The organism is Kosakonia sp. PSU_27 (assembly GCF_039409795.1).
Taxonomy (GTDB): Bacteria; Pseudomonadota; Gammaproteobacteria; order Enterobacterales; family Enterobacteriaceae; genus Kosakonia.
On the sequence record NZ_JBCIVK010000007.1, the window covers coordinates 88,939 to 114,657 of the forward strand.

The 25,719-nt window shown below is 55.1% G+C and carries 28 protein-coding genes; 15 read left to right on the forward strand and 13 right to left on the reverse strand.

The features are described from left to right. Positions 1 to 121: 121 nt before the first annotated feature. Both msrA and AAIG26_RS18315 read left to right on the forward strand, forming a co-directional pair. Entirely contained in the window at positions 122 to 766 is a 645-nt protein-coding gene (msrA, locus tag AAIG26_RS18310; protein WP_343181180.1) for a peptide-methionine (S)-S-oxide reductase MsrA, read from the forward strand. Between the two features lie 182 nt (positions 767 to 948). Then, positions 949 to 2,283, forward strand: coding sequence for a hemolysin family protein (locus AAIG26_RS18315; protein WP_343181181.1), 1,335 nt, complete (start codon positions 949 to 951; stop codon positions 2,281 to 2,283). A gap of 74 nt (positions 2,284 to 2,357) precedes the next feature. On the opposite strand, the gene AAIG26_RS18320 is transcribed toward AAIG26_RS18315, so the two are convergent. Beyond that, on the reverse strand, positions 2,358 to 2,564 hold the full coding sequence (locus AAIG26_RS18320; protein ID WP_004857160.1) for a DUF1107 domain-containing protein: 207 nt from the start codon (positions 2,562 to 2,564) through the stop codon (positions 2,358 to 2,360). 335 nt (positions 2,565 to 2,899) lie between these two features. Here AAIG26_RS18320 and AAIG26_RS18325 point away from each other — a divergent pair, with 335 nt between their 5' ends. Further along, a complete protein-coding gene (locus AAIG26_RS18325; protein ID WP_343181182.1) occupies positions 2,900 to 3,457 on the forward strand; it encodes a YtfJ family protein in 558 nt (185 codons plus the stop codon). On the opposite strand, the gene cysQ is transcribed toward AAIG26_RS18325, so the two are convergent. Continuing rightward, the gene (gene cysQ, locus AAIG26_RS18330; protein ID WP_045513692.1) at positions 3,451 to 4,191 is read right to left on the reverse strand and encodes a 3'(2'),5'-bisphosphate nucleotidase CysQ; all 741 of its coding nucleotides are present in this window, start codon (positions 4,189 to 4,191) and stop codon (positions 3,451 to 3,453) included. The two genes, AAIG26_RS18325 and cysQ, sit on opposite strands and share 7 nt — an antisense overlap. A 189-nt stretch (positions 4,192 to 4,380) precedes the next feature. Between cysQ and AAIG26_RS18335 the strand changes: the two genes are divergently transcribed. Then, positions 4,381 to 6,324 (forward strand): bifunctional 2',3'-cyclic-nucleotide 2'-phosphodiesterase/3'-nucleotidase, encoded by a 1,944-nt coding sequence (locus AAIG26_RS18335; RefSeq protein ID WP_343181184.1) that lies wholly within the window; start codon positions 4,381 to 4,383, stop codon positions 6,322 to 6,324. Here the strand turns inward: AAIG26_RS18335 and AAIG26_RS18340 are convergent, their stop codons facing one another. Beyond that, positions 6,325 to 6,735, reverse strand: a complete 411-nt coding sequence (locus AAIG26_RS18340) for a helix-turn-helix domain-containing protein (RefSeq protein WP_045513697.1) — start codon at positions 6,733 to 6,735, stop codon at positions 6,325 to 6,327. A gap of 85 nt (positions 6,736 to 6,820) precedes the next feature. Here AAIG26_RS18340 and AAIG26_RS18345 point away from each other — a divergent pair, with 85 nt between their 5' ends. The 3 genes from AAIG26_RS18345 to AAIG26_RS18355 all read left to right on the forward strand — a co-directional run bounded on the left by AAIG26_RS18345 (position 6,821) and on the right by AAIG26_RS18355 (position 9,616). Continuing rightward, positions 6,821 to 7,669, forward strand: a complete 849-nt coding sequence (locus AAIG26_RS18345) for an SDR family oxidoreductase (RefSeq protein WP_343181185.1) — start codon at positions 6,821 to 6,823, stop codon at positions 7,667 to 7,669. Positions 7,670 to 7,750: 81 nt separating this feature from the next. Continuing rightward, positions 7,751 to 8,575 (forward strand): AraC family transcriptional regulator, encoded by an 825-nt coding sequence (locus AAIG26_RS18350; protein WP_020456261.1) that lies wholly within the window; start codon positions 7,751 to 7,753, stop codon positions 8,573 to 8,575. Between the two features lie 75 nt (positions 8,576 to 8,650). After that, the gene (locus AAIG26_RS18355; protein WP_170956345.1) at positions 8,651 to 9,616 is read left to right on the forward strand and encodes a DMT family transporter; all 966 of its coding nucleotides are present in this window, start codon (positions 8,651 to 8,653) and stop codon (positions 9,614 to 9,616) included. A gap of 194 nt (positions 9,617 to 9,810) precedes the next feature. Here AAIG26_RS18355 and AAIG26_RS18360 read toward each other — a convergent pair whose 3' ends face one another. Beyond that, positions 9,811 to 11,466 (reverse strand): methyl-accepting chemotaxis protein, encoded by a 1,656-nt coding sequence (locus AAIG26_RS18360; protein ID WP_343181186.1) that lies wholly within the window; start codon positions 11,464 to 11,466, stop codon positions 9,811 to 9,813. Here AAIG26_RS18360 and AAIG26_RS18365 point away from each other — a divergent pair. Both AAIG26_RS18365 and ytfE read left to right on the forward strand, forming a co-directional pair. Beyond that, positions 11,429 to 11,650: a hypothetical protein gene (locus AAIG26_RS18365; protein WP_343181270.1), complete on the forward strand. Its 222-nt coding sequence runs from the start codon at positions 11,429 to 11,431 to the stop codon at positions 11,648 to 11,650. The genes AAIG26_RS18360 and AAIG26_RS18365 overlap by 38 nt on opposite strands. Positions 11,651 to 11,739: 89 nt before the next feature. After that, positions 11,740 to 12,402: an iron-sulfur cluster repair protein YtfE gene (gene ytfE, locus AAIG26_RS18370; RefSeq protein WP_097406616.1), complete on the forward strand. Its 663-nt coding sequence runs from the start codon at positions 11,740 to 11,742 to the stop codon at positions 12,400 to 12,402. A 61-nt stretch (positions 12,403 to 12,463) separates the two neighbouring features. Here the strand turns inward: ytfE and cycA are convergent, their stop codons facing one another. Next, positions 12,464 to 13,876 carry a D-serine/D-alanine/glycine transporter gene (cycA, locus tag AAIG26_RS18375; RefSeq protein ID WP_020456256.1) on the reverse strand — a complete coding sequence of 471 codons (1,413 nt, stop codon included), beginning with the start codon at positions 13,874 to 13,876 and terminating at the stop codon, positions 12,464 to 12,466. 300 nt (positions 13,877 to 14,176) lie between these two features. After that, positions 14,177 to 14,797, reverse strand: coding sequence for an FKBP-type peptidyl-prolyl cis-trans isomerase (gene fklB / locus AAIG26_RS18380; protein ID WP_020456255.1), 621 nt, complete (start codon positions 14,795 to 14,797; stop codon positions 14,177 to 14,179). A gap of 263 nt (positions 14,798 to 15,060) precedes the next feature. On the opposite strand from fklB, the gene AAIG26_RS18385 reads away from it, so the two are divergent. Further along, positions 15,061 to 15,723 (forward strand): LysM-like peptidoglycan-binding domain-containing protein, encoded by a 663-nt coding sequence (locus AAIG26_RS18385; RefSeq protein WP_269232394.1) that lies wholly within the window; start codon positions 15,061 to 15,063, stop codon positions 15,721 to 15,723. A gap of 20 nt (positions 15,724 to 15,743) precedes the next feature. Here AAIG26_RS18385 and AAIG26_RS18390 read toward each other — a convergent pair whose 3' ends face one another. The 5 genes from AAIG26_RS18390 to rpsF form a co-directional block, all read right to left on the reverse strand. Beyond that, a complete protein-coding gene (locus AAIG26_RS18390; RefSeq protein ID WP_343181187.1) occupies positions 15,744 to 16,673 on the reverse strand; it encodes a DMT family transporter in 930 nt (309 codons plus the stop codon). A gap of 154 nt (positions 16,674 to 16,827) precedes the next feature. Beyond that, entirely contained in the window at positions 16,828 to 17,277 is a 450-nt protein-coding gene (gene rplI / locus AAIG26_RS18395) for a 50S ribosomal protein L9 (RefSeq protein WP_017459146.1), read from the reverse strand. Positions 17,278 to 17,318: 41 nt separating this feature from the next. Continuing rightward, the gene (rpsR, locus tag AAIG26_RS18400) at positions 17,319 to 17,546 is read right to left on the reverse strand and encodes a 30S ribosomal protein S18 (protein ID WP_000135199.1); all 228 of its coding nucleotides are present in this window, start codon (positions 17,544 to 17,546) and stop codon (positions 17,319 to 17,321) included. A 4-nt stretch (positions 17,547 to 17,550) separates the two neighbouring features. Next, positions 17,551 to 17,865: a primosomal replication protein N gene (gene priB / locus AAIG26_RS18405; protein WP_017459147.1), complete on the reverse strand. Its 315-nt coding sequence runs from the start codon at positions 17,863 to 17,865 to the stop codon at positions 17,551 to 17,553. A 6-nt stretch (positions 17,866 to 17,871) separates the two neighbouring features. Then, positions 17,872 to 18,267 carry a 30S ribosomal protein S6 gene (gene rpsF, locus AAIG26_RS18410; RefSeq protein ID WP_020456251.1) on the reverse strand — a complete coding sequence of 132 codons (396 nt, stop codon included), beginning with the start codon at positions 18,265 to 18,267 and terminating at the stop codon, positions 17,872 to 17,874. A 343-nt stretch (positions 18,268 to 18,610) separates the two neighbouring features. Between rpsF and AAIG26_RS18415 the strand changes: the two genes are divergently transcribed. Together AAIG26_RS18415 and AAIG26_RS18420 are read left to right on the forward strand one after the other, a co-directional pair. Continuing rightward, positions 18,611 to 18,883 (forward strand): DUF1471 domain-containing protein, encoded by a 273-nt coding sequence (locus tag AAIG26_RS18415; protein WP_343181188.1) that lies wholly within the window; start codon positions 18,611 to 18,613, stop codon positions 18,881 to 18,883. Between the two features lie 156 nt (positions 18,884 to 19,039). Continuing rightward, on the forward strand, positions 19,040 to 20,221 hold the full coding sequence (locus tag AAIG26_RS18420; RefSeq protein WP_343181189.1) for an MFS transporter: 1,182 nt from the start codon (positions 19,040 to 19,042) through the stop codon (positions 20,219 to 20,221). On the opposite strand, the gene yjfP is transcribed toward AAIG26_RS18420, so the two are convergent. After that, positions 20,218 to 20,967 carry an esterase gene (gene yjfP / locus AAIG26_RS18425; RefSeq protein ID WP_343181190.1) on the reverse strand — a complete coding sequence of 250 codons (750 nt, stop codon included), beginning with the start codon at positions 20,965 to 20,967 and terminating at the stop codon, positions 20,218 to 20,220. The two genes, AAIG26_RS18420 and yjfP, sit on opposite strands and share 4 nt — an antisense overlap. 187 nt (positions 20,968 to 21,154) lie before the next feature. Here yjfP and bsmA point away from each other — a divergent pair, with 187 nt between their 5' ends. The 3 genes from bsmA to AAIG26_RS18440 all read left to right on the forward strand — a co-directional run bounded on the left by bsmA (position 21,155) and on the right by AAIG26_RS18440 (position 23,999). After that, positions 21,155 to 21,484, forward strand: a complete 330-nt coding sequence (gene bsmA, locus AAIG26_RS18430) for a biofilm peroxide resistance protein BsmA (protein ID WP_044489546.1) — start codon at positions 21,155 to 21,157, stop codon at positions 21,482 to 21,484. A gap of 123 nt (positions 21,485 to 21,607) precedes the next feature. After that, positions 21,608 to 21,895 (forward strand): DUF1471 family protease activator YjfN, encoded by a 288-nt coding sequence (yjfN, locus tag AAIG26_RS18435; RefSeq protein WP_020456246.1) that lies wholly within the window; start codon positions 21,608 to 21,610, stop codon positions 21,893 to 21,895. 169 nt (positions 21,896 to 22,064) lie between these two features. After that, a complete protein-coding gene (locus AAIG26_RS18440; protein WP_343181192.1) occupies positions 22,065 to 23,999 on the forward strand; it encodes a Cache 3/Cache 2 fusion domain-containing protein in 1,935 nt (644 codons plus the stop codon). Here the strand turns inward: AAIG26_RS18440 and AAIG26_RS18445 are convergent. Beyond that, positions 23,996 to 25,615: an isovaleryl-CoA dehydrogenase gene (locus AAIG26_RS18445; RefSeq protein WP_269232391.1), complete on the reverse strand. Its 1,620-nt coding sequence runs from the start codon at positions 25,613 to 25,615 to the stop codon at positions 23,996 to 23,998. The two genes, AAIG26_RS18440 and AAIG26_RS18445, sit on opposite strands and share 4 nt — an antisense overlap. Positions 25,616 to 25,719: the final 104 nt, after the last annotated feature.

A 25,719-nucleotide genomic window follows, 5' to 3' on the forward strand; every position in this document is an offset into this window, starting at 1 on the left:
ACAGACGACTACCCCAAAATTTCTTATGTTTAAATCTAGTCTGATTTATGGCGTTTATTGTGTTAAAACACAGGCCGCAACACAACCCTAACCGCAATTAGCCCCTCCGGGAGGTATCACCGTGAGTCTGTTCGATAAAAAAGAGCTTGTTTCCCAATCAGATGCATTGCCCGGACGCAATACACCGATGCCCGTTGCCAGTTTACATGCTGTTAACGCGCATTCAATGAGTCATGTTCCGGAAGGGATGGAAGTCGCCCTGTTCGCCATGGGCTGTTTCTGGGGCGTGGAACGCCTGTTCTGGCAGTTAGACGGTGTTTACAGCACCGCCGCGGGTTACACCGGCGGGTACACGCCGAACCCGACCTACCGCGAAGTCTGCTCCGGTCTGACCGGCCACGCGGAAGCGGTGCGGGTGGTATACGACCCGAACGTGGTGAGTTATGAAAAACTGCTGCAGGTTTTCTGGGAAAACCACGATCCGGCGCAGGGCATGCGCCAGGGTAATGATTCTGGCACCCAGTACCGTTCCGGGATTTACCCGCTGACGCCAGAGCAAAGCGACGCCGCACAAGCCAGCCTTGCGCGCTTCCAGCAAGCGATGCGCAGCGCAGGCGACGCGCGCCAGGTGACCACGGAAATCAAACCTGCGACACCGTTCTATTACGCGGAAGATGAGCATCAGCAATATCTGTATAAAAACCCGCACGGCTACTGCGGTATCGGCGGTATTGGTGTTTGTTTGCCACCGCAGCTTAACCCTTAAAAAATCACGGGTTTTATCGCCGAAAAACGGCGCAAATTAAGCCTCTGGCAGCCTGCGACAGGCTTACGCTATACTACCCCTCGAAATTGCCGGTCCACCGCTTCGGGCCGGCTTTCATAAGTGTTTACCACATGGATATTCAAAAACCCCTTCCGAGGATCCGGTTAATAGCTGGATAAATTATGTTAAACAGTATCTTAGTCATACTCTGTCTGATCGCGGTAAGTGCGTTTTTCTCGTTGTCTGAGATTTCACTCGCCGCATCGCGAAAAATTAAGCTCAAACTGCTGGCCGATGAAGGCAATATCAACGCGCAACGCATTCTGAAAATGCAGGAAACGCCCGGCACGTTCTTTACCGTGGTGCAAATCGGCCTGAACGCCGTCGCCATTCTTGGCGGTATCGTCGGCGACGCGGCGTTCTCTCCCGTTTTTCACAGCATGTTGATCAACGTGGTTTCGCCGGAAATGGCCGAACAGCTCAGCTTTATTATTTCGTTCTCGCTGGTAACCGGGTTGTTCATCCTGTTTGCCGATCTCACCCCGAAACGCATCGGTATGATTGCGCCTGAAGCCGTGGCTTTGCGTATCATCAACCCGATGCGCTTCTGCTTATTTGTTTTCCGCCCGCTGGTCTGGTTTTTCAACGGCCTGGCCAACGTCATTTTCCGCATCTTCAAGCTGCCGATGGCGCGTAAAGATGACATCACTTCTGACGATATTTACGCGGTGGTGGAAGCCGGTGCGTTAGCCGGGGTGTTGCGTAAGCAGGAACACGAACTGATTGAGAACGTGTTTGAACTGGAATCGCGCACCGTGCCATCGTCGATGACCTCGCGCGAAAACGTGATTTGGTTCGATCTGCACGAAGATGAGCAGAGCCTGAAAAAGAAAGTGTCGGAACATCCGCACTCGAAGTTTCTGGTCTGTAACGATGATATCGACCACATTGTCGGCTATGTCGATTCCAAAGATCTGCTCAACCGCGTGCTGGCAAACCAGAGCATGGCGCTGAATAGCGGCGTGCAGATCCGCAATACGCTGATTGTTCCGGATACGTTAACGCTCTCTGAAGCGCTGGAAAGTTTCAAAACCGCAGGCGAAGACTTCGCGGTGATCATGAACGAATACGCGCTGGTGGTGGGCGTTATCACCCTTAACGATGTCATGACGACACTGATGGGCGATCTGGTCGGCCAGGTGGAAGAGATGATCGTCGCGCGTGATGAAAACTCGTGGCTGATTGACGGCGGCACACCGATTGATGACGTGATGCGCGTACTGGATATCGATGAATTCCCGCAGTCCGGTAACTACGAAACCATCGGCGGCTTTATGATGTTTATGCTGCGTAAAATCCCGAAACGCACCGATGCGGTGAAGTTTTCCGGCTACAAATTTGAGGTGGTGGACATTGATAACTACCGCATCGATCAGCTGCTGGTGACCCGCATCGATACCCGCGCGGCGGTGTTAACGCCGAAGCTGCCGGACGCCGAAGGTAAAGGCGCGGTGTAATCTGTCGCAGAAATGTCAACGGCCCCTTTGGGGCCGTTTTTTTATCGTATTTAAACTACTGCATAGCACAGCTGTTAAGCCATCTCGGTCTGCAAACGCAGCACCTGACGGTTAACTTCAGACATGACAGACAGATGCTGTTTGTCTTTCACTTTCGGGATCAGGATCTTGCCCTTATCGAACTCGAAAGCGCCAACGTCCTTGATATACAACCGTCCACGAAACAGGATTTTTACGTACTTAGCCACCTGAAGTGGGTTGTAACGCTGGAAAATTTTCATTCTTGTATCTCCTGTGAAACATTACGCTCTTGCGGTTCCACAATCGGACCAACGTAGGTGAGCGCAAATTTTAATGCTCAATGACTATAGTTCAGAACCTAACCCATACATAGTGTGAATAACTTTATTTACCTTTTGATGACAATTATTCAGAATATTCTTTTCAACACCTTACTCTGCGCAGTATAAGCCCACATTTTTTCACGGTTATGTGCGTTCGCCCGCAAACTGGCATCCAGATTGCGGGAAAAACGCATTGATCGCATTTATGATTAAAACGCGAGCCCAAGTGGTCGGATCACCTGCACAAACACAAGAGATAATAAGGAAACGCCATGACCCTACGTAACATCCTGGCAGCGACATGCCTGTTACTGCCGCTGGTTGCTTCAGCCCATAATTTTGAAAACAACCAACGCGTGCCGCCTGTGGGCATAGCCGACAGAGGGGAGTTGATACTGGATAACGACCAGTTTAGCTATAAAAAATGGAATAGCGCTCAACTTCCAGGCAAAGTGCGAGTGGTGCAGCATATTGCTGGTCGAACGTCAGCAAAAGAGAAGAATGCCGCGCTGATTGAAGCGATCAAATCCGCAAAGCTGCCGCACGATAAATACCAAACCACCACCATCGTTAACACCGATGATGCCATTCCCGGCAGCGCGATGTTTGTGCGCAGTAGTATCGAAAGCAATAAGAAGCTCTATCCGTGGTCACAATTTATTGTGGATAGCGAAGGCGTGACGCGCAAAGCCTGGAAGCTGGACGAGGAGAGTTCGGCGATTGTGGTGCTGGATAAAGACGGGCGCGTACAGTACGCAAAAGATGGCGGGCTGAGCCAGCAAGAGGTGCAGCAAGTCATCGACCTGCTGCACAAACTGCTTAATCAGTAAAGCGAGACCCGAAAGCCGGGGTTAAGAAAAGATTCACGCGGGGTGTAATCCAGAGTGCGCCCCTGCCAGTCGTGAACATGTGCCCCGGCGGCGACCGCCACCGCATGGCCTGCCGCGGTGTCCCAGACGCTGGTTGGCCCAAAGCGCGGGTAAAGCTGCGCTTTGCCTTCTGCCACCAGGCAAAACTTCAGCGAAGAGCCAATGGCGGTGGTCTGGTGTTCACCAAGATGCTGTAAATACTCTTTCAGTTCATCGTCCGCATGCGAGCGGCTCACCACCACCAGCGGCGGACGCGCATCGCGTACCTGAATCTGCTGATGATGCCCCGCCTCATCTTTCCACGCCTTCCCTTCTGCGGCGGAATACATCACGTTCAGCACCGGCGCGTAAACCACGCCAAGCACCGGCTTTCCGTTCTCAATCAGGGCGATATTGACGGTAAACTCACCGTTACGCTTGATGAACTCTTTGGTGCCGTCCAGCGGATCCACCAGCCAGTAACGCCCCCATGTCTGGCGAACTTCCCATGAGGGCGGATCTTCTTCTGACAGCACCGGAATGTCCGGCGTCAACGCCTGTAAACCGCGCACAATCACCCCGTGTGCGGCAATATCGGCGGCCGTCACCGGTGAGTCATCCACTTTGCTGGTGACTTCCATCGGCTTATGCCCATCGTAGACCTGCATAATGGCATCGCCCGCTTCGCGCGCGAGCTGGCAAATTGCATCTAACATTTTCCACCTCTTCTGTTCAGTGGTTTGTAACTCATTGTTTTACTTATATCGTATTGCGGCGGAATCTGCCATCTGTGATAGCGATTGCGTTTTCTTTGCGCGCTTTTATGGCAGTATTCACAATTCTGTAAGCAACAAAATGTACATAACACTTTCTTTTGTGGCTTAGATCGAAAAAGGATGCCTCTGATGATTAAGTTTAGTGCAACGCTTCTGGCCACGCTGATTGCGGCCAGCGTGCAGGCTGCAACGGTGGATTTACGTATTCTGGAAACCACTGATTTGCATAGCAACATGATGGATTTTGATTACTACAAAGACACGGCGACGGAAAAATTCGGCCTGGTACGCACCGCAAGCCTGATTAACGCCGCGCGAAATGAAGTCAAAAACAGCGTGCTGGTGGATAACGGTGACTTAATCCAGGGCAGCCCGTTGGGCGATTACATGGCGGCGAAAGGGCTGAAAGCCGGGGAAGTTCATCCGGTGTATAAAGCGATGAACACCCTTGATTACGCCGTCGGTAACCTGGGCAACCACGAATTTAACTACGGTCTGGATTACCTGCACAAGGCGCTGGCTGGCGCGAAATTCCCCTATGTGAACGCCAATATCATTGATGCGAAAAGCAAAAAACCGCTGTTCACGCCTTACTTAATCAAAGAGACGCCGGTCACCGACAGCGACGGCAAAACGCACACGCTGCGCATCGGTTATATCGGCTTTGTACCGCCGCAGATCATGGTCTGGGATAAAGCCAACCTGAGCGGCAAAGTGACGGTGAACGACATCACCGAAACCGCGCGTAAATATGTGCCGGAAATGCGCGCCAAAGGGGCCGATCTGGTGGTCGTGGTCGCACACTCCGGGCTGTCGGCGGAGCCGTACCAGGCGATGGCGGAAAACTCCGTTTATTACCTCAGCGAAGTGCCAGGCGTTGATGCGATCCTGTTTGGTCACGCTCACGCTGTTTTCCCGGGTAAAGATTTCGCGGCGATAAAAGGCGCGGATATCCAGAAAGGAACGTTGAACGGTATTCCCTCCGTGATGCCGGGCATGTGGGGCGATCATCTTGGCGTGGTCGATCTGGTGCTGAACAATGATTCTGGCAAATGGCAGGTACGCGAATCCAAAGCCGAAGCGCGCCCGATTTATGACGCCGCGGCGAAAAAAGCCCTCGTTGGCGAGGACAGTAAACTGGTGCAGATCCTGAAACACGATCACGACGCCACCCGCGAGTTTGTCAGCAAACCGATCGGCAAATCTGCCGACAACATGTACAGCTACCTGGCGCTGGTGCAGGACGATCCGACCGTGCAGGTGGTGAACAATGCGCAGAAAGCCTATGTCGAACACTTTATTCAGGGCGATCCGGATCTGGCGAAACTGCCGGTGCTTTCCGCTGCCGCGCCGTTTAAAGTGGGCGGTCGCAAAAACGATCCCGCCAGTTATGTCGAAGTGGAAAAAGGCCAGTTAACCTTCCGTAACGCCGCCGATTTGTACCTCTACCCGAACACGCTGGTGGTGGTGAAAGCGACCGGTAAAGAGGTTAAAGAGTGGCTGGAGTGCTCCGCCGGTCAGTTTAACCAGATCGATCCGCACAGCGATAAGCCGCAAAGCCTGATCAACTGGGACGGTTTCCGCACCTATAACTTCGATGTGATCGATGGTGTGAACTACCAGATTGATGTCACGCAACCGGCGCGCTACGACGGCGAATGCCAGAGCGTTAACCCGCAGGCGGAACGCATTAAGAATCTGACCTTTAACGGCAAGCCGATTGATCCGAACGCCGTGTTCCTTGTGGCGACCAATAACTACCGCGCCTACGGCGGCAAGTTTGCCGGTACCGGCGACAGCCATATCGCTTTTGCCTCGCCGGATGAAAACCGCGCGGTGCTGGCGAAATGGATAAGCGATGAAACCAAACAGAAAGGGGAAATCCATCCGGCTGCCGACAACAACTGGCAACTGGCACCGATCCACAGCGACGCGAAGCTGGATATTCGTTTTGAAACCGCGCCCACGGACAAAGCCGCCGCGTTTATCAAAGAGAAAGCTCGCTACCCGATGGCGAAAGTCGCCAATGACGACATCGGCTTTGCTATCTATAACATCCAGCTAAACAAATAATTATTCCACCAATGCCTGCTGGCCTTCCCGTTCATCGCGGAAGGCCAGTACCTGCTCGATATTCAGCTCGATCCAGTCGGCAAGCGCCGCGACCTTCTCGCTGACCTGCTCACCCAGCGGGGTCAGACTATATTCAACATGCGGCGGAACGACGGGATACGACACGCGGTTAATAAAACCATCCTGCTCCAGCCATTGCAGGCTCTGCGCCAGCATCTTTTCACTGACGCCGCCCATTTTGCGGCGTAAATCGCTAAAACGGTGAGTGCCCTCGCGTAGCGCCACCAGTATCAGCACGCCCCAGCGGCTGGTGACGTGTTTCAGAACATCCCGCGAGGGACACTGCTCGGCGAACAGATTGCCGTCGCGCATCTGTTCACTCAACGTTTGCGGTCGGAGTTGCGTTTTCATACTTACCTTTTTGTACGTACTTACTAAAAGTTAGTTAAGGTGTTAGCGTACCACAACACTCACCGAACACCGAAGGAGAATACTCATGATCGCACTCACCGGCGCGACCGGCCAACTGGGCCAGATTGTGGTAGAAGAACTGCTGAAAACCGTGGCGGCAAAAGAGATTGTCGCTATCGTCCGTAACCCGGCGAAAGCCGAAGCGCTCAGCAAACAAGGCGTACTGGTACGCCAGGCCGATTATGGCGACCAGGCCGCGTTAACCCAGGCGTTAGCAGGCGTGAACAAGCTGCTGCTGATCTCCAGTAGCGAAGTGGGCCAGCGCACCGCACAACACCGCAATGTGATAAACGCCGCCAAAGCCGCCGGGGTGAAATTCATTGCTTACACCAGCCTGCTGCACGCCGATAAATCCCCGCTTGGTCTGCACGTTGAACACGTTGAAACCGAGAAAATGCTCGCCGATTCCGGTATTCCTTACACCCTGCTGCGTAACGGCTGGTATAGCGAAAACTACCTGGCAAGCGCACCAGCGGCGCTGGCGCACGGGGTATTTATTGGCGCTGCAGGTGACGGCAAAATCGCCTCCGCCACCCGCGCCGATTACGCTGCCGCCGCCGCGCGCGTGATAAGCGAAGAGGGGCATGCGGGCAAAGTGTATGAACTGGCCGGTGATCGCGGCTGGACGCTCACTGAACTGGCCGCGCTGCTCAGCAAAGCCAGCGGTAAAAACGTGGTCTACCAGAACCTGAGCGAAGCCGATTTCGCCGCCGCGCTGAAAGGTGCTGGCCTGCCGGACTGGCTCGCCACCATGCTGGCGGATTCCGATGCGGGTGCCGCCAAAGGTGGCCTGTTTGATGATAGTAAAACGCTCAGCAAATTGATTGGACGCCCGACCACGTCGATTGAAAAGAGCGTCAATGACCTCCTGTAAAGGTTACAAAGTGGTTAATTTTTGTAGCCTCCCGCCGGGTCATCCCTAATAATGAAGGGATGATCCGTGTGGAGAGAGAACGTGGAAGGCGTACCCGAACAGTTTACTGACGAGCGAGATTGCGCGCGCTTTCGCCACCTGGCGTTACTGCCGGGGGTGGAGCTGTACCACGCGCATATTTCGCGTTACGCCTTTGAGCCGCACACTCATGAAGCGTTTGGTATTGGCGCTATCGAAGCCGGTGCCGAACGCTTTCGTTATCGCGGTACGCAGTATGTCGCGCCGATGCATTCCGTGGTCACCATGAACCCTGACGAGCTGCACACCGGCGAGGCGGAAACCGCCGACGGCTGGCGCTATCGCATGGTTTATCTTGAGCCCGAACTGCTCGAAGAGGTCACCGGGATCCGCCACTGGTGGTTTAGCGATGTGATGCGTCACGATCCGCTGCGCACCCGGCAGATCTGCGCACAGATCCACGGCTTGTGGCACACCGACGATCCGCTGGCGCAACAGGGGATTTTGCTGGATCTCATCGATACCTTCCGCCCGCTGGCGCACCATGCGCCGCAGCGCCCGGAAGGCGCGCACCGGTTTGAGCGCGTGCGCGATTACCTGCATGACAACTATATGCACAGCCTGACTCTCGACGAGCTGGCGAAAGTCGCGGCGCTCAGCCCGTACCATTTTCAACGCCAGTTCAAGGCGCATTTTCATGTCACCCCGCATCAGATGCTGATGGCGATCCGCCTGTGGCGCGCCAAATCGTTTCTGACTCAGGGCATGCCCGCCGCCGATGTCGCCGCCGTTACCGGCCTCACCGATCAATCACACCTGACCCGCGCGTTTACACACCGCTACGGCATCACGCCGGTGCGTTACCAAAAGCAGGTTACGCGCCGTTAATGCGCAATCTCATACAATATTCCCGCCCGTCGCTCTCCTACACTGTCCGCTGCCGATGTAAACGCAGGTGGAATGATGATTAGTGGTGTGTTGTATGCCCTGCTCGCCGGGCTATTCTGGGGGCTTATTTTTGTCGGGCCGTTGATCGTGCCGGATTATCCGGCGGCGCTACAATCCACCGGGCGCTATCTGGCGCTGGGGATTATTGCCCTGCCGCTGGCGTGGCTCGGTCGCGCGCGTTTGCGCCAGCTTACGCGCAGCGACTGGTTCACAGCCTTATGGCTGACGATCATGGGCAACCTTGTCTATTACGTCTGCCTGGCAAGCGCCATTCAGCGTACGGGCGCGCCGGTATCGACGATGATTATCGCCACGCTGCCGGTGGTGATCCCGGTGTGCGCTAACCTGCTCTATAGCCAGCGTGACGGCAAACTCGCATGGCGGCGGCTGGCTCCCGCGCTACTCTGCATTGCGCTTGGGTTAGGCTGCGTCAATATCGCCGAACTGCGCCACGGGCTGCCGAACTTCAGCGGCTGGCGCTACGGTTCCGGTATTGTGCTGGCTTTCACTTCGGTGGCTTGCTGGGCCTGGTATGCGCTACGCAATGCCCGCTGGTTGCGGGAAAACCCGGACAAAAACCCGATGATGTGGGCCACGGCACAAGCGCTGGTGACGCTACCGGTGTCACTGGTGGGCTATATTGCGGCGTGCCTGTGGCTTGGTGTTCAGCAACCGGATTTCACCCTGCCCTTCGGCCCGCGTCCGCTGGTGTTTATTACACTGATGTTCACCATTGCGGTGCTCTGCTCGTGGGTGGGCGCGTTGTGCTGGAACATTGCCAGCCAGCGCTTACCGACAGTGATTGTCGGCCCGTTGATTGTCTTTGAAACCCTGGCCGGGCTGCTCTATACCTTTGTGCTGCGCCAAAGCCTGCCGCCGCTGCTCACCGTCTGCGGTATTGTCTTGCTGGTCGGCGGCGTGTTGATGGCGGTACTGTCGAAGCCGGAAAAAACCAGCATCACCGCACTAAGGACCGAGTAAACCGCCGCATTCGTAGTGCTTTCTCGCCGACACGCGGCGTGAAAATCAGGCGTCGGCCCGTTCGGTAAGAGTGAATGCCACACAATCAGGCACAGCCACTCTGTGCCGCTGAGTGCCTCCCCCGCTTGTGGTTTTCAAATGGGCATAAAAAAACCCGACATATGCCGGGTTTCGGGAGAGCGACGCAACCGTTATCAGAACGTTTCCCAGTTGGCTTCGCTGAAGCTTTCGGTCGCTTTGGCCTGCGGTTTGCTGACTGGCGCGATTAACGCCGGACGGCGTGCGCTGCGTGTACGGTTGACCTTGAATACCGCCACGGTTTCAGTCAGGCGTGCCGCCTGCTCTTCCAGTGCCGCAGCCGCAGCGGCGGACTCTTCCACCAGCGAGGCGTTCTGCTGGGTAACGCGGTCCATCTCAGCAACGGCCTGGCCTACCTGATCGATACCACGGCTCTGCTCGTCAGAAGCAGACGAGATTTCGCCCATGATGTCGGTCACGCGCGTGACGGCGCTGACGATTTCAGCCATGGTTTCCCCGGCTTCATGCACCAGGGCGGCACCCGCATTGACACGATTACCGGAGTCTTCAATCAGCCCTTTAATCTCTTTTGCTGCCTGCGCACTGCGCTGCGCCAGGGTACGCACTTCACCCGCCACCACGGCAAAGCCTCGGCCCTGTTCGCCCGCACGGGCCGCTTCAACGGCGGCGTTCAGCGCCAGGATGTTGGTCTGGAAGGCGATACCGTCAATCACGTTGGTGATCTGCGCGATTTTGCTGGAACTGGTGGCAATCTCATCCATGGTGCGCACCACGCCATCTACCACTTCCCCACCTTTCTTCGCGGTACCGGACGCGTTCAGCGCCAGTTGCGTTGCCTGACGGGCGTTGTCGGCATTCTGTTTCACCGTGGCAGTAAGCTGCTCCATGCTGGCGGCGGTCTCTTCCAGCGACGCGGCTTGCTGCTCGGTGCGTGAAGAGAGATCGTTACTGCCGGCAGAAATTTCACCCGCGCCGGTGTAAATGGTATCGGCGCCGTCGCGCACTACGCTGACGGTTTTCACCAGCGACTGCTGCATTTCCTGCACATTCTGCGCCAGCAGCGCCATTTCGTTTTTGCCTTCGGCATCAATGTCATGCGTCAAATCGCCGCTTGCGATGTGGCGGATATGGCTCATCACCTCATGCAACGGCTTCAGCAGGACGCGCTGCATCGCAACCCAGCTCATGACGATCACCGCCAGCACGACCAGCATCACCGTACCGAGGATCCACAGGATACGCTGGTAATCGCGTTCATTCTGGACGATCCCTTCACTCGCCAGTACGGTTTGCGCATCGCGCCACGCGCGATAGCTCTTCTGCATGGCAACTTGTTTCGCTTCGGCGTTCTGGCGGAACATATCTTCCAGACTACCGGCGAGCAGCAGACGGTTCATCTCTGTCAACGTCGCATGGTAGATGCCGTATTGCGTTTCCAGATCTTTCGACAGCGCTTTATCCAGCCCTGGCGTGTCCGGAATGGTTTTGTACTTCTCGAAATGCTGTTGCGCCTGGTTCAGCAAGTTGGTGGCCGTTTGCGCCAGTTCATTAAGCTGACCGCCATTAATCTGGCTGGCGGTGCTGCTTTGCAGACGCAGCATGCCGCGGTTCAGCGTCACACGCGCCTGGTTGAGGCTGATCCAGGCATCGGTAAATTCGGAAACGTTCTGGCTGGAAACTTGAGAAACGTTGAAGTTGTTTTTATCGTTATTAAGCGCACTGATGAACACGCCAGCGGAGATCAGCTGCATTGCACCAAGTACAAGTAATACCATGATTAATAAAGTAATAACTTTTATTCTTTTGAACATTGTAAGCCTTTATAGCGTGCAGGATATTGTCTGGAGTCTTGGTATCGGCAGCGAAGCGGAGTTGTTTAATTGTGATGCAGGTCGCAATCCAGTAATTTCCAATAAAAACACCGCTATTCAACGTGTTAAATTCGTAATATTTTTTGTGATGAATATCACAGTTTTTCGTGTAAGAAAGGAATAAGGCGATTTCCACCACCCCAAAAGGGGTATATCACCGGCTTAAAGATGCATTTAAAATACAACTTATAACTTACACATGAGGTAACTGCTATGGCTTTCCGCGATCAACCCCTGGGTGAGCTGGCGCTCTCTATCCCCCGCGCCTCCGCACTGTTCCGTAAATATGATATGGATTACTGCTGCGGCGGTAAGCAGACGCTGGGACGTTCTGCGGCCCGCAAAGAGCTGGATATTGACGTCATCGAAGCCGAGCTGGCGACGCTTGCCGGGCAGCCGATTGAGAAAGACTGGCGCGTGGCGGGGCTGGCGGAAATCATTGACCACATTATCGTGCGTTACCATGACCGTCACCGCGAACAACTGCCGGAACTGATCCTGCAGGCCACCAAAGTCGAGCGCGTCCACGCCGATAAACCGAACGTGCCGCGCGGCTTAACCAAATACCTGACGATGCTGCATGAAGAGCTTTCCAGCCACATGATGAAAGAGGAGCAGATCCTATTCCCGATGATCAAACAGGGCATGGGTTCGCAGGCGATGGGGCCGATAAGCGTAATGGAGAGCGAGCACGATGAAGCGGGCGAACTGCTGGAAGTGATCAAACACATTACCAATAACGTCACACCGCCGCCGGAAGCCTGCACCACCTGGAAAGCGATGTATAACGGCATCAATACCTTGATTGACGATCTGATGGAACACATCAGCCTGGAAAACAACAATCTGTTCCCGCGTGCCCTCGCTGGCGAATAAATAAAGGCGCCCGAGAGCGCCCTGATTCATGGAAGTTTAGAGCCGCCGCGCGGCTCTTTTTTTATGGCTGGCGGTTAGCCAGACGCTTTTTGCCCGCGTACAGCCAGCCCGCGCCCAGCACCACAAACCACAACGGCGTCACGATCAGCGCCTGGCGGGTATCTGCTTCCAGCGTCAGCAGCACCAGTACAAAGACGAAGAACGCCATGCATACCCAGCACATCAGTTTGCCCAGCGGCATTTTGTAGTTCGACTTTTCATGCAACTGCGGGCGCTGCTTACGGTACACCAGGTACGAGCAGAGGATGATCGTCCAGACGAACATAAACAGGATCGCCGATACGGTGGTGATCATGGTGAACGCGGCAATCGCGCTCGGATTGACGTACAGCATCACCACACCGCCCAGCAGGCAGATACAGGAGAAGGTCAACCCTTTCGCCGGAACCGCGCGTTTAGAGAGCTTAGCGAACGCTTTCGGCGCCACGCCATCCTGCGCCAGGCCGAACAGCATCCGGCTGGTGGAGAAGACGCCGCTGTTGGCGGAAGACGCCGCCGATGTCAGCACTACGAAGTTGATAATGCTCGCCGCCGCCGGAATACCCACCAGCACGAACAACTCAACAAACGGGCTCTTATCCGCCACCACGGAACTCCACGGTGTCACCGACATGATCACAATCAGCGCGAAAACGTAGAACATAATGATGCGCACCGGGATCGAGTTGATGGCGCGCGGCAGGGATTTCTCCGGATCTTTGGTTTCCGCTGCGGTCGTACCGACCAGCTCAATCCCCACAAAGGCAAACACCGCGATCTGGAAACCAGCAAAGAACCCGCTGATGCCTTTCGGGAACCAGCCGCCGTCATTCCACAGATGCGAGAAGGAAGCTTCAACGCCGGTCGGGGATTTAAAGTGCATCAGCACCATCACCACACCCACGATGATCAGCGCGACAATGGCGACGATTTTGATCATCGCAAACCAGAATTCCATCTCGCCGAACATTTTTACCGTCGCGAGATTGAGGCTCAGCAGCACGACAACAACGGCCAGCGCCGCTACCCAATCGGCAAGGCCGGGGAACCAGAACTGCGCGTAAGCCGTGATGGCGACGACATCGGCCATGCCGGTCACTACCCAGCAAAACCAGTATGTCCAGCCGGTAAAATACCCCGCCCACGGGCCTAACAGGTCGGCGGCGAAATCGCTAAAGGATTTGTATTCGAGATTCGACAGCAGTAATTCACCCATGGCGCGCATGACGAAAAACAGCATAAAGCCGATGATCATATAGACAAAAATGATCGACGGACCGGCAAGGCTGATGGTTTTCCCGGAGCCCATAAACAGCCCGGTCCCGATGGCACCGCCAATGGCGATGAGCTGAATATGCCGGTTTGTGAGATTTCGCCGTAGCGACTGTTCAGTCGACGCCTGTTCGTCGGCCACGACTTTAACCTGATCTACCATGTTGTATTCCTGTCTGTGTTGTTGGGGCTCTACTGGCCTTTTTTAGTTGCGTGTTCCGCCCTTGTATGGACGCAAAGATATTAGGTAAGAATCGGCGGGATGAATACTCGGAATTAAAAACAATGTTAAATATTTGTTTAAAGTGAGTGTCATATCACTCAGGTAACGCGAAATAGCTCACAAAAATACACCCAATTGCGCCATTTGCAAGATAATCTGTCGGTATTGGTTTTATTAACAAACGATCAGCGCAGCAGGTGCAGCCTCTCCCCTGACGGGAAGAGGCATTTATGCGGGGAATTACAGGATTTCCAGCAGTTCCACTTCAAATACCAGCGTGCTGAACGGCGGAATAGACGCGCCAGCGCCGCGCTCGCCGTACGCGAGGTTGTGCGGAATGGTCAGTTCCCATTTGGAACCCACCGGCATCAGCGTCAGGGCTTCGATCCAGCCAGCAATCACGCCGTTAACCGGGAATTCAGCCGGTTCGCCGCGCGCAACGGAGCTGTCGAACACACTGCCATCAATCAGTTTACCGGTGTAGTGCACACGTACGCGGTCGGTACGCGCCGGGATAGCGCCTTCGCCCTGGGTAATAACGCGGAATTGCAGACCGGATTCGGTGCTGTTCACGCCTTCACGCTCGCGGTTCTCTTCCAGATATTTCACGCCTTCCGCCGCCATCTCTTCGAAACGGGAACGACGCACAGCGTCGGCACGCTCGTGAATTTCACGCAGCGCACGATGTACAACATCTACCGGAACAGCGGGTTGTTTGCCTTCCAGTGCATCAGCGATGCCTGCGACCAGCGCTTCCGGTAACAGCCCCTCTAACCCGGATTCGCTCAGCTGCTGTCCTACCTGCAAACCAATGCCGTAGCTGGCTTGCGCTTCGATCGTGTCAAAAGTTGGGGTTGTCATGGGTTTTCCTTTCATCGCTTTTTAAGGTAGCGCGCAGCATAACAGCCGCGCTGCACCGGGTAAAACTTTGTCGCAGGAAAGATGACAAATCGCAGGGAAAGGGAAAGAATACAGCAAGTAAGATTTATCCCGAATTGCGGTCACAAAATGCAGCTTTTTGTCGACTTTCAGGCAGTTAAAAACGGCGTACGCCGCGGTGGCGGGATAAAGTGTATATACTCAACGAGACAGGACATTAAATGACGCGGAGCAGGAGGAAAGCCATGCCCGGGCGATTTGAACTGAAACCTACCCTGGTGAAAATCTGGCAAGCCCCGGACCATTTTCGCCTGATGGATCCGCTCCCGCCATTGCACCGTCGCGGCCTGATCCTCGCGGCTTTGCTGGTGGTTATCGGTTTTCTGTTACCGTCAACTGACGACAGCAACCGCTCCACTACGCCATCCGGTGCTCGCGAAGCGCAACTCAATCTTCCTGCCTCTTCACAGCCGCAACCTTCCACAGCGGAACCCACACCGCCGCAGGTGGTGAGTGAGCCGCAGCAGACCGCGCCGAGCGCGGAAGAATCAATGCAACAGCAGCAAGCCGTAGAGCAACAGCAACCAGTGCAGCAACCGCGTCAGCATGTAGCGCAGAACACGCTGCCCTCTTCCAGCGGCATCGAGCAGCAGTGGCGCGCTTACCGTGTTGAAGAGGGGAAAACGCTGGCACAACTGTTCCGCGATCACAACCTGCCGCCAACCGATGTCTATGCGATGGCCAAAGTGGAAGGTGACGGTAAACCGCTTAGCACCCTGCAAAGCGGCCAGATGGTGAAAATTCGCCAGAACGCCAACGGCGTAGTAACCGGGCTGACCATCGAAACCGGCGGCCAGCCGGTGCTGTTTACCCGCCAGCCGGACGGCAGCTTTATCCGCGCACGTTAATCCACTATGCCGGGTACCTGTTACCCGGCTCGTTTATTGACCCACCAGATCCCTGAGCAGACCAGCACCAGTGCGACCGCGTATTTGATATCAAGAATATTTTCACCGAGGAAAATGGCGGAGAGCACCGTACCGGCAACCGGTATCACGAAATTGAACGGCGCGATCATGCTGACGCGGTTCACTTTCAGCAGCATGCTCCACAGCGCAAAAGCCACCGCAGACAGCAGCGTAAGATAACCGAGGATCGCGACCGCGCTGAGGCTATGCACTTCCAGCGTTCCCCCCGGCAGATAGCCGCCAATCAGCAGCGCAACGCCGCCGATAGCCAACTGCCAGCCGGTCATCACCGTGGGATCTACTGTCTGGGAAATGCGTTTGCCATACAGCGTGGCGGCAGAGAGGATAAACGCCGCCAGCACAATGAAACCGTCGCCGTTCCAGACAAAAACAAAGTCACGCATACCGCTGTGGAAGTTCACCAGCATGACGCCGGCAAAGCCCAGAATACAGCCGAGGCTTTTGTTGTAGCTGAGCTTGTCGTTTTGATAGATAAAGTGCGCCAACAGCACGCTGAAGAAGGTGCCGGTCGCATTCATGATCGACCCGTTTACGCCGGTAGTATAAGCAAGACCAATATAGAAGAAGGTGTATTGCAGGGTCGTTTGCGTTAACCCGAGCACCGTCAGTTGCCCAAACTGCGTAGCCGATAACCTGCCAATCGGTTTGCGTTGCGCCAGGGCGAACAGCAGCAGCAATACGCCTGCAAACAGGAAACGGTAACCGGCAAATACCACCTTTGACGGGATATCGTCGGTGGCGATGTGAAAGAGTTCGTAGCCGTTTTTAATGGCCGGGTAGGAGCTACCCCAGAGCAGACAACAGAGCGTGGCGCAGGCGTAAGCCACATTGCGGCGGGCAAAAACGGACGCGGGCAGAGCGGTTTCCATGACAAATCTCAAAGATAAAATTGCGTTTCAATTATTACCTGAGGATGCGTCAGAATGCGAGATTAAACAAGCCACAATGGCCTGTTCTGCGAGGCCTGAAAAGCAAAACGCCGGCACAAGGCCGGCGTTTTACACATTGTTTTAGAGTAACTAATTACTCAGCAACAACGTTTACAGTCAGTTTAGCGAATACTTCGCTGTGAACCTGGAAGTCCACTTCGTGCTCACCAACAGTACGCAGAACGCCGTTCGGCAGGCGAACTTCGCTCTTCGCAACTTTCACGCCAGCTGCAGTTACAGCGTCAGCGATGTCGCGAGTACCGATGGAACCGAACAGTTTACCTTCGTCGCCAGATTTAGACGCGATGGTAACAGAGCCCAGTGCGTTGATGCTTTCAGCGCGAGCGTTAGCAGCCGCCAGAACGTCAGCCAGTTTGGCTTCCAGTTCAGCGCGACGTGCTTCGAAATACTCAACGTTTTTCTTGGTAGCCGGAACAGCTTTACCCTGCGGTACCAGGAAGTTACGAGCGTAGCCCGCTTTAACGTTAACCTGATCACCCAGGCTACCCAGGTTTGCTACTTTATCAAGCAGAATAACTTGCATTACCTTATCCTCTCAAAGTCGTATTAATGGACCGTGACCGATTACTGATGACGATCAGTGTACGGCAGCAGGGACAGGTAGCGAGCGCGTTTGATAGCGCGTGCCAGCTGGCGCTGATATTTTGCACGGGTACCGGTGATACGGCTCGGGACAATCTTACCGCTTTCGGTGATGTAGTTTTTCAGCGTAGCGATATCTTTATAGTCGATCTCTTGAACGCCTTCCGCGGTGAAACGGCAGAACTTGCGACGACGGAAATAACGTGCCATTTGGCTAGTCTCCAGAATCTATCAATTCAATCTGCTCGGCATGCAGAACCATTTTGCTCAAGCCGTTCTTTGCCTTGTGGCAACTGATGAACCCCTGAACAGTTACTGCGCTGCCGACCGTTATACTGTGAGTAATGGCCTGGTTCTCCTGCCCGCTGATTATTACAGGCATTTGGCACCACGCCTGCCGGTGGAAACCGGCTTCCTCCTGCACAGAACGGTGCTCAAGCACGAACTGGCAGTGAGGAATTCCTGACGGGCTGACCTTACGAAGCGGCGCCCTGCACACTGTGCCGGACAACACCAGGCGGTTGGCCATCAGTAATTACTCTTCAGAATCCCCAGCATCTGCATCATCTGCGGTTTCGTTAGCGAAATCATCGCGACGCTCACGGCGCTCGTCTTTCGCTTTAACCATCGGAGATGCTTCGGTAACAGCGTGTTTAGTACGCATAACCATGCTGCGAATAACGGCATCGTTGAAGCGGAAGTTTGTTTCCAGCTCATCGATCACTTCCTGCGGAGCTTCAACGTTCATCAGAACGTAGTGTGCTTTGTGCAGTTTGTTGATCGGGTAAGCCAGCTGACGGCGGCCCCAGTCTTCCAGACGGTGGATCGTACCTTCTGCTGCAGTGATTGCACCAGTGTAACGTTCGATCATGCCCGGAACCTGTTCGCTCTGGTCAGGATGGACCATAAAAACGATTTCGTAATGACGCATCGAATTGCTCCTTACGGATTATTCAGCCTCCTGTCTGGGTCAGCCGAATCCCGGGGAGGCAAGGAACGTGTTAAAGGTCGGCTGAAAAATTGACGCGTCATAATACTGATGTCCCCTGCCAAACTCAAGGCAATTGCACAAATAATTCGCACTAAGCGCAAAGAGAAGCGCGCCTGGCGAATTAAAATTAAGCACAACGCATTACGGCAATTTTTTGAACGACAGCATCAGAAATGGTCGCGATACCTTTTTGGGCTAACGCGTACACTTTAAACAGGCCTCAAACATAAGGAGGAGAGATGTTAAAAAACTAAAAAACGACGTTTTATCGGAGCATAACATCATGAAATACATAGCAATATTATTAACAACCTTGCTGCTTAGCGCCAATGCCGTAGCGGCAATTAAACTCAACAACCAGCAAGCCCACAACATGGATGATGTGCACAGCTTAGGCGTTATCTATATCAATCATAACTTCGCTACTGAGCATGAAGCTGACGAGGCGCTCAATGACGAGGCCGACGCCCACAGCGCCAAATATTACCGTGCAGAGCTCACTCATGAGCCTGGGAGCAACGGCAACCTGCACGCCAGCGCGTTTATCTACCGCTAATTATACCTTTTACAGGCCAGTCTCTCTTGCATTTGCGGCCCCGCATTGGGGCCGCACACCGACGCGAGAATTCTTTTCTTATCCCCTTTATCAAACCCCTTTCCGGCAGGTTTAATAGCGTTCTGGCTGCGGTGATGAAAAGGTGCGGGGAAAGCAATGTTCAAGCGGTTTTCAACGTTAGGTCGCATACCTGCAGGCGTCTGGGTATTAGGCGGCGTCAGTATGTTGATGGATATCTCCTCGGAGATGATCCACAGCTTGCTGCCGCTGTTTATGGCCACGACGCTCGGCACAAGTGTCGTGATTATTGGCCTGATTGAAGGGCTGGCGGAAGCCACCGCGCTGATGATTAAAGTCTTTTCCGGCATGTTCAGCGACTACATCGGCAAACGCAAAGGGCTGGCGCTGCTGGGTTATGGCATGGGCGCATTAAGCAAGCCGCTGTTTGCGCTGGCCTCAACGTCCGGCCTGGTGTTCGGCGCACGCATGATGGATCGGCTTGGCAAAGGCATTCGCGGGGCGCCGCGCGATGCGCTGGTTGCCGATGTCACCCCGACGGAAATCCGCGGCGCAGCGTTTGGTTTGCGCCAGTCGCTGGACACCGTTGGCGCGTTCCTCGGGCCATTGCTGGCGGTCGCATTGATGCTGTTGTGGAATGACGACTTTCAGGCCGTATTCTGGATCGCGGTGATCCCCGGAGTGCTGGCGGTCGCACTGTTATTCTTTGGCCTGCACGAACCGAAAACCCCCGTCACCCATAAGCGCACCAATCCCATTCGCCGCGAAAATCTCAAACGGTTAAGCCGTGCTTACTGGTGGGTGGTGGCGCTCGGTTTTATCTTTACCCTCGCCCGCTTTAGCGAAGCATTTTTGGTGCTGCGCGCCCAGCAGCTGGAGATCCCGCTGGCGACCATTCCGCTGGTGATGGTCGCCATGAACCTGGTCTACTCGGTCACCGCCTATCCGTTTGGCAAACTGTCAGACCGCATCAGCCACAGCCGGTTACTACAGCTGGGTCTGGTGGTACTGATCTTCGCGGATATGGCGCTGGCGCTCAGCCAGCACTGGAGCACATTGCTGCTCGGTGTCGCACTGTGGGGTGTGCATATGGGCATGACGCAAGGCTTGCTCGCGACCATGGTTGCCGATACCGCGCCAGCGGCACTGCGCGGCACGGCGTTTGGCATGTTCAATCTACTCAGCGGTGTTGCGCTGCTGCTGGCGAGCCTCGGTGCCGGCGTTTTGTGGGAAACCCATGGCGCGGCGTCAACCTTCTGGGCGGGAGCCATCATCTGTGTGCTCGCGCTGGTGGTTATGCGCTTGCGCCGAACGGCTTAAAGATAACGGCTAAAAAAGTCCGTTGTTGCACTCAGCGCTTGCGGGGTAATACGGTGCGTTACCCCGGCTTCCCACTGGTAAGTGAGATTGGTGTCCAGCCCCTGTTCCTGCAATGCTTGCTGTAAACGGAAAGATTCCGCTGCTGGCACCACATCATCCTGCTCACCGTGCCACAGCAGCAGCGGGCGATCGGCGATGCGCGCCAGTTGCGTACTGACGTCCCACTGTGAGAGCGGATCAATAATCGCGTCGAATTCACATTGCTGTTCCGGCGTGGTCACGGCCAGCGGCGGGAAAAGCGTACGCGCAAGCGTGGTGAAATAGCCGGAGCCCATCAGGCTTGCGACGCAGCGCACTTCCGGGTGTTGGGTCATAATGCCCAGCGCAGTCATCCCGCCCATCGACGCACCGCCGATCGCCAGCCGCCGGTTATCAATCAATTCAAGACGCTCCAGCGCGCAGCGCAGCGCGGCGAACTCTTCAATATTGCCACGCAGAATTTGCCAGAACCGGTGCAAACGCCGCTCAACATCGCCGCTAAAGCGCGCACCATGATCCGGTGCATCCGGCATCACCACGCGGAAACCGGCTTGCGCCAGCGCCACGGCAAAGTAGCTGTAGACCAGCTTTGATGAGGTGAAACCGTGATAAAACACGACACAAGGCAGCGGTTCGGCGCGTTTTCCCGCCGGGAAGGCATGCAGCGTTTCGATACCCGCAAATTGTTCAACCTGAAGTTCAATCATTACTCCCTCCTTGATCTATAGTGCTGGTATGCCACTGGCGACAGGGTGGCGCAAGTCAGATTTCGCATGAGCATCTGACGACGTTGAGAGATAGCTTACGCTTTCAAAACACTTTCATTCGAAATTAGTGCTCGGGATAACATTTCGGGAACATTCCCCCAAACGGAAATTCACCAGGAACTACACTATGGCAATCAGGAGAGATGAGAAAACCATGCGTGCTTTACCGTGCTTACTGTTCGCCTTGTTATTAAGCGGCTGCGCAGTGCTGGAAGGTAAGCCGCAATCTGCACCGCCGGTTAGCGACCATCCGCAGGAAATCCGCCGTAATCAAACGCAGGATCTCCGCGAGATTGGTGCCGTTAGCGTAACGGTACTGGGTTCTCCCATGGACGTGGAAGACGCAATCAAAGCCAAAGCCGTGGCCGCCGGCGCCAATTATTACGTCATCATCATGATGGATGACACCATAATTCCCGGTCGTTGGTTCGGACGCGCCCTGCTGTATAAACAGTAGCGAGGCGTTGATTTTCAGGACATTTACATTGCTTTGCGTCCATTGATGTTCTCCTGTGCACAATTGGATTTTTCGAATCCGTTGCGCGAAAGGAAGCCCTGCACACTATCGGGGTAACGTAAAATGGAGCTGACTATGAAACGATCTCTTGCTTTAAACTCACTGTTGCTTTCTACCGGTTTGCTAAATACAACAGCGCAGCCTGCAGAGTTCGCCAGCGCTGACTGCGTGACGGGATTAAACGAAATCGGTCTTATCTCCGTCAATAATGTCTCAGGGAGCCTACAGGACGTTGAGCGGGTTATCGCGTTAAAAGCAGATGAACAGGGAGCCTCCTGGTATCGCATTGTGCGAATGCAGGAAGATCAACAAGTTGACAACTGGCGAGTGCAGGCCATCTTGTACGCCTGAGCCGTCATAAAAAGCCACCTAAATCTGGTGGCTTTTTTATGCCCCTACAATCATTAAGATTATGTTATTGTAAGGATACATCGATGTAACATTTTGTTACATTGACAAACTAAATGTTATCGCAATTGTGCCGTTGAAGGAGCCTCATACACAGAACAACGGACAAATTATGAGCGCCTTTTTTCGCCGCACCGGCCTCGGTGCAAAATTGTCACTTCTGACTGGCGCAAGCGTTGCAACGCTTTTCCTCTTATTCACTTTTCTGATGAGCAATAAAGCCAGCCAACAGCTGGAAACGCTGGCCATGGAAGACCTGCACAGCCAGTCTACCGGGGTGGTGGATATGGTTGAAATGTTCAACAGTAGTCTCAGTGATGAGGTGGAGAGCTACACGCGCTTGTTCAGCAGTTTTCTGCCACAGCCGCTCGCGGTTGATTCACAGCAGCGCCGCGAGATTAACGGTATCGATGTGCCGCTCTTCAAAGGCGGCGATACTGAACTGCATAACAACAACGCTATCCCGGACGATTTCCTCAACCGAACCAGCGCTATCGCGACGCTATTCGTGCGCAGCGGTGACGACTTTGTGCGTGTCGCAACATCACTGCGCAAAGAGAACGGCGATCGCGCCATCGGCACAAAGCTGGATAAAGCCAGCCCGGCTTTTGCGCCGGCAATGAAAGGTGAAGTCTATCGCGGTCTGGCGCTGCTGTTTGGCAAACGCTATATCACCCAATACCAACCGGTAAAAGACGCCAGCGGCAACACCATTGCCATTCTGTTTGTTGGCGTTGATATCTCCCGTTCGTGGGAGGTGATGCGCAATAAGATCCTCGGCCGTAAGCTGGGTGAAAGCGGCCATTTCTTCGTGCTTGATCGCAACCAGGGCAAGAATTACGGCAACTATCTGTTCCACGATACCGACGAAGGCAAACGCCCGCAGTGGGATGAAAAAGATCTGCAAACCTTGCTGACAAACAGCAGCGGTACGCTGGCGCGCCAGAGCGCAGACGGCCGCACATTGCTGATGTCCTACACCGCGCTGCCCGGCTGGAACTGGACAGTGGTTGGCGAAGTCGACAAAGCCGTACTGCTGCGCGATGTCACCACCATGCGTAACCAGTTCCTGCTGGCTGGTGTCGTGGTTTCCCTGCTGTTTGCCGCGCTGTTTGTGGTGATTATTCGCCGCTGGCTCAGCCGCCCGCTGCGTAATGTTATCGAACTCGCTCAGCAGTATTCGGCAGGCGATTTGCGCGCCACCCTGGTGGTGGATCGTCATGATGAAGTCGGGCAGTTGATCGAAGCCATTAACGGGATTGGCGACGGGCTGCACAAGATTGTGTTGCAGGTGCGCGAATCCGCCGCCGAAATTAACCTCGGCACCAACGCGCTGGCCGCCGACAGCGGCGAAATCAGCGAGCAGATCAACAAGCAAGCCAGCAGCGTGGAAGAGACCTCCGCCAGCATGGAGCAGCTTGCCGCCACCGTGCAGCAAAACGCCGCCAACATGGAACAAACGCAAAGCCTGGTGAATGAAACCACCGACGCGGTGCAAAAAGGCGGGAAAACCGTCGATCACTCCGTGGCGACAATGGAAGACATTCGCGCAGCATCACAGCGCATTGCCGACATTACCCATGTGATTGAATCCATCGCTTTCCAGACCAATATCCTGGCGCTCAACGCCGCGGTAGAAGCCGCACGCGCAGGGGAACATGGTAAAGGTTTCGCCGTAGTTGCCCAGGAAGTTCGCGCCCTGGCGGCGCGCAGCGCCAACGCGGTGAAAGAGATTGAAGCGCTGATTGGTGACACGCTGAAAAAGGTGAGCGAAGGACATTCCCAGTCAGAAGCCACGCGCGTTGCCATGCAATCGATCATCAGCCACATGGATCAGATCAACCAGCTGGTGCATGAAATTAACCATGCATCCCACGAGCAATCAGCGGGCATCAACCAGGTTAACCTGGCGATGACGCACATCGGCGACGCCACGCACGTCAACGCCGGGCGCGTTTCGCAAAGCGAGGAGACGGCCCGTACGTTGCGGGAAAAAGGCGCGCACCTGAGCGAGCTGGTAAGCCTGTTCCGCCTGAAGATGGATTAATTTGCCGCCCCCGTGGCGCGTAGCAGCAGGTCATTTTGCACCTGTTCGCCAATCGGCGACGTGCCACGGGTATCCAGCATCATCTGGCACCACGCCTGCGCGATCGGCGGCGATGCGTGGCGCAGCATTTGCGCTCCTGTTCCCAGCCGCCAAAGCAGTTGCGTTATCTCCCTTCCCTGCGCTTCATCCGGTCTGCGTAGCCGCTGTTGTAGCTGTCGCCATGCGCGATCAAAATGGCGATCCTGCCCTTTCACCGTCGCAAAATCATCACTGAGCAAATCCACTATCCCCGGCTGTTTACCCAGCACGCGCAGCACATCCAGGCACATGACGTTGCCGGAACCTTCCCAGATGCTATTGACCGGCATTTCGCGATACAAGCGCGGTAACTCGCTCTCCTCGCAATAGCCGATACCGCCAAGCACTTCCATCGCTTCGGCGACAAACGGGATCCCACCCTTACAGACCGCAAATTTCGCCACCGGAGTAAACAGACGCGCAAAGAGCGCGTCTTGCTCATTGCGGCGGCTGTCCCATGCGCGGGCGAGGCGAAACAGCATGGTGGTTTGCCCCTCCAGTTCCAGCGCCATCCTGCTCAGTACGTGACGCATCAGCGGCTGATCGACCAGGTTTTTACCAAACGCCTGACGCCGGTGTGCGTGATAGAGCGCCACCGAAAAGGCACGGCGCATCAGCCCATGGCTTCCCAGCGCGCAATCAAAGCGCGTCAGCCCACCCATTTTGAGGATCTGCCGCACGCCGTCGCCCTCTTCGCCAAGCAGCCAGCCGCTGGCATCGCAAAACTCCGCTTCGCTACTGGCATTAGAACGGTTGCCGAGTTTCTCTTTCAGACGCTCAAGCCGCACGCCGTTACGCTGACCGCCAGGCAGAAAGCGCGGTACAAAAAAGCAGGAGAGCCCGCCTTTGGCCTGTGCCAGCACCAGATGCGCATCACTTTGCGGTACGGAAAAGAACCATTTATGCCCCACCAGCCGGTATTCATCCCCGCTTTTTTCCGCTCGGGTGGTATTGCTCAGTACATCCGTTCCGCCCTGTTTTTCGGTCATTCCCATACCAATCAGCAGGCCGCGTTTCTGATTACCCGGCGCTAAATGAGGATCGTAACGGTCACTCAACAGCGGTTTTAACCAGTCATGAAAAGGCATCGGCAAGGCCTGTTGCAGCAGCGGCGTGGCCGCGAAAGTCATGGTGATGGGGCACAAGGTGCCGGATTCAACCTGGGCGTGCAGCACAAACCGCGCCGCCCGCGCGACAAAAGAACCGACTCGCGCCTCTTCTTCCCAGGCCAGGTTATGTACCCGGTTGGCGCACAGCCCCTGCATCAACAGATGCCACGCCGGGTGAAAACGGACATCATCCAGCCGCTCGCCGGTGGTGTCATAACGCAGCAGCTCCGGGGGATTGGCGTTAGCTAATCTTCCCAGCTCCAGCGATTCCGCCGCGCCCAATTGTTGGCCAATGCTGGCGAGCAGCTCGGCGTCCCACGCCGCGCCTTCGCGCATCACCGCCTCGCACAAAGGGCGATCGGAAAGAAAAAGGTTGCTGTTTTTTAACGGAATGGGTTGGTTAAAAACGGTATGCGTCTGCCAGTGCATCGTGTCTCCCTCCTTCAATGGCAATGAAGATAAGTATGGACAGCCCGCGCTAACGCTGCATGGGAGTAGGCTCACAAGGCCGCAATTTGACGGTAATCATTCGT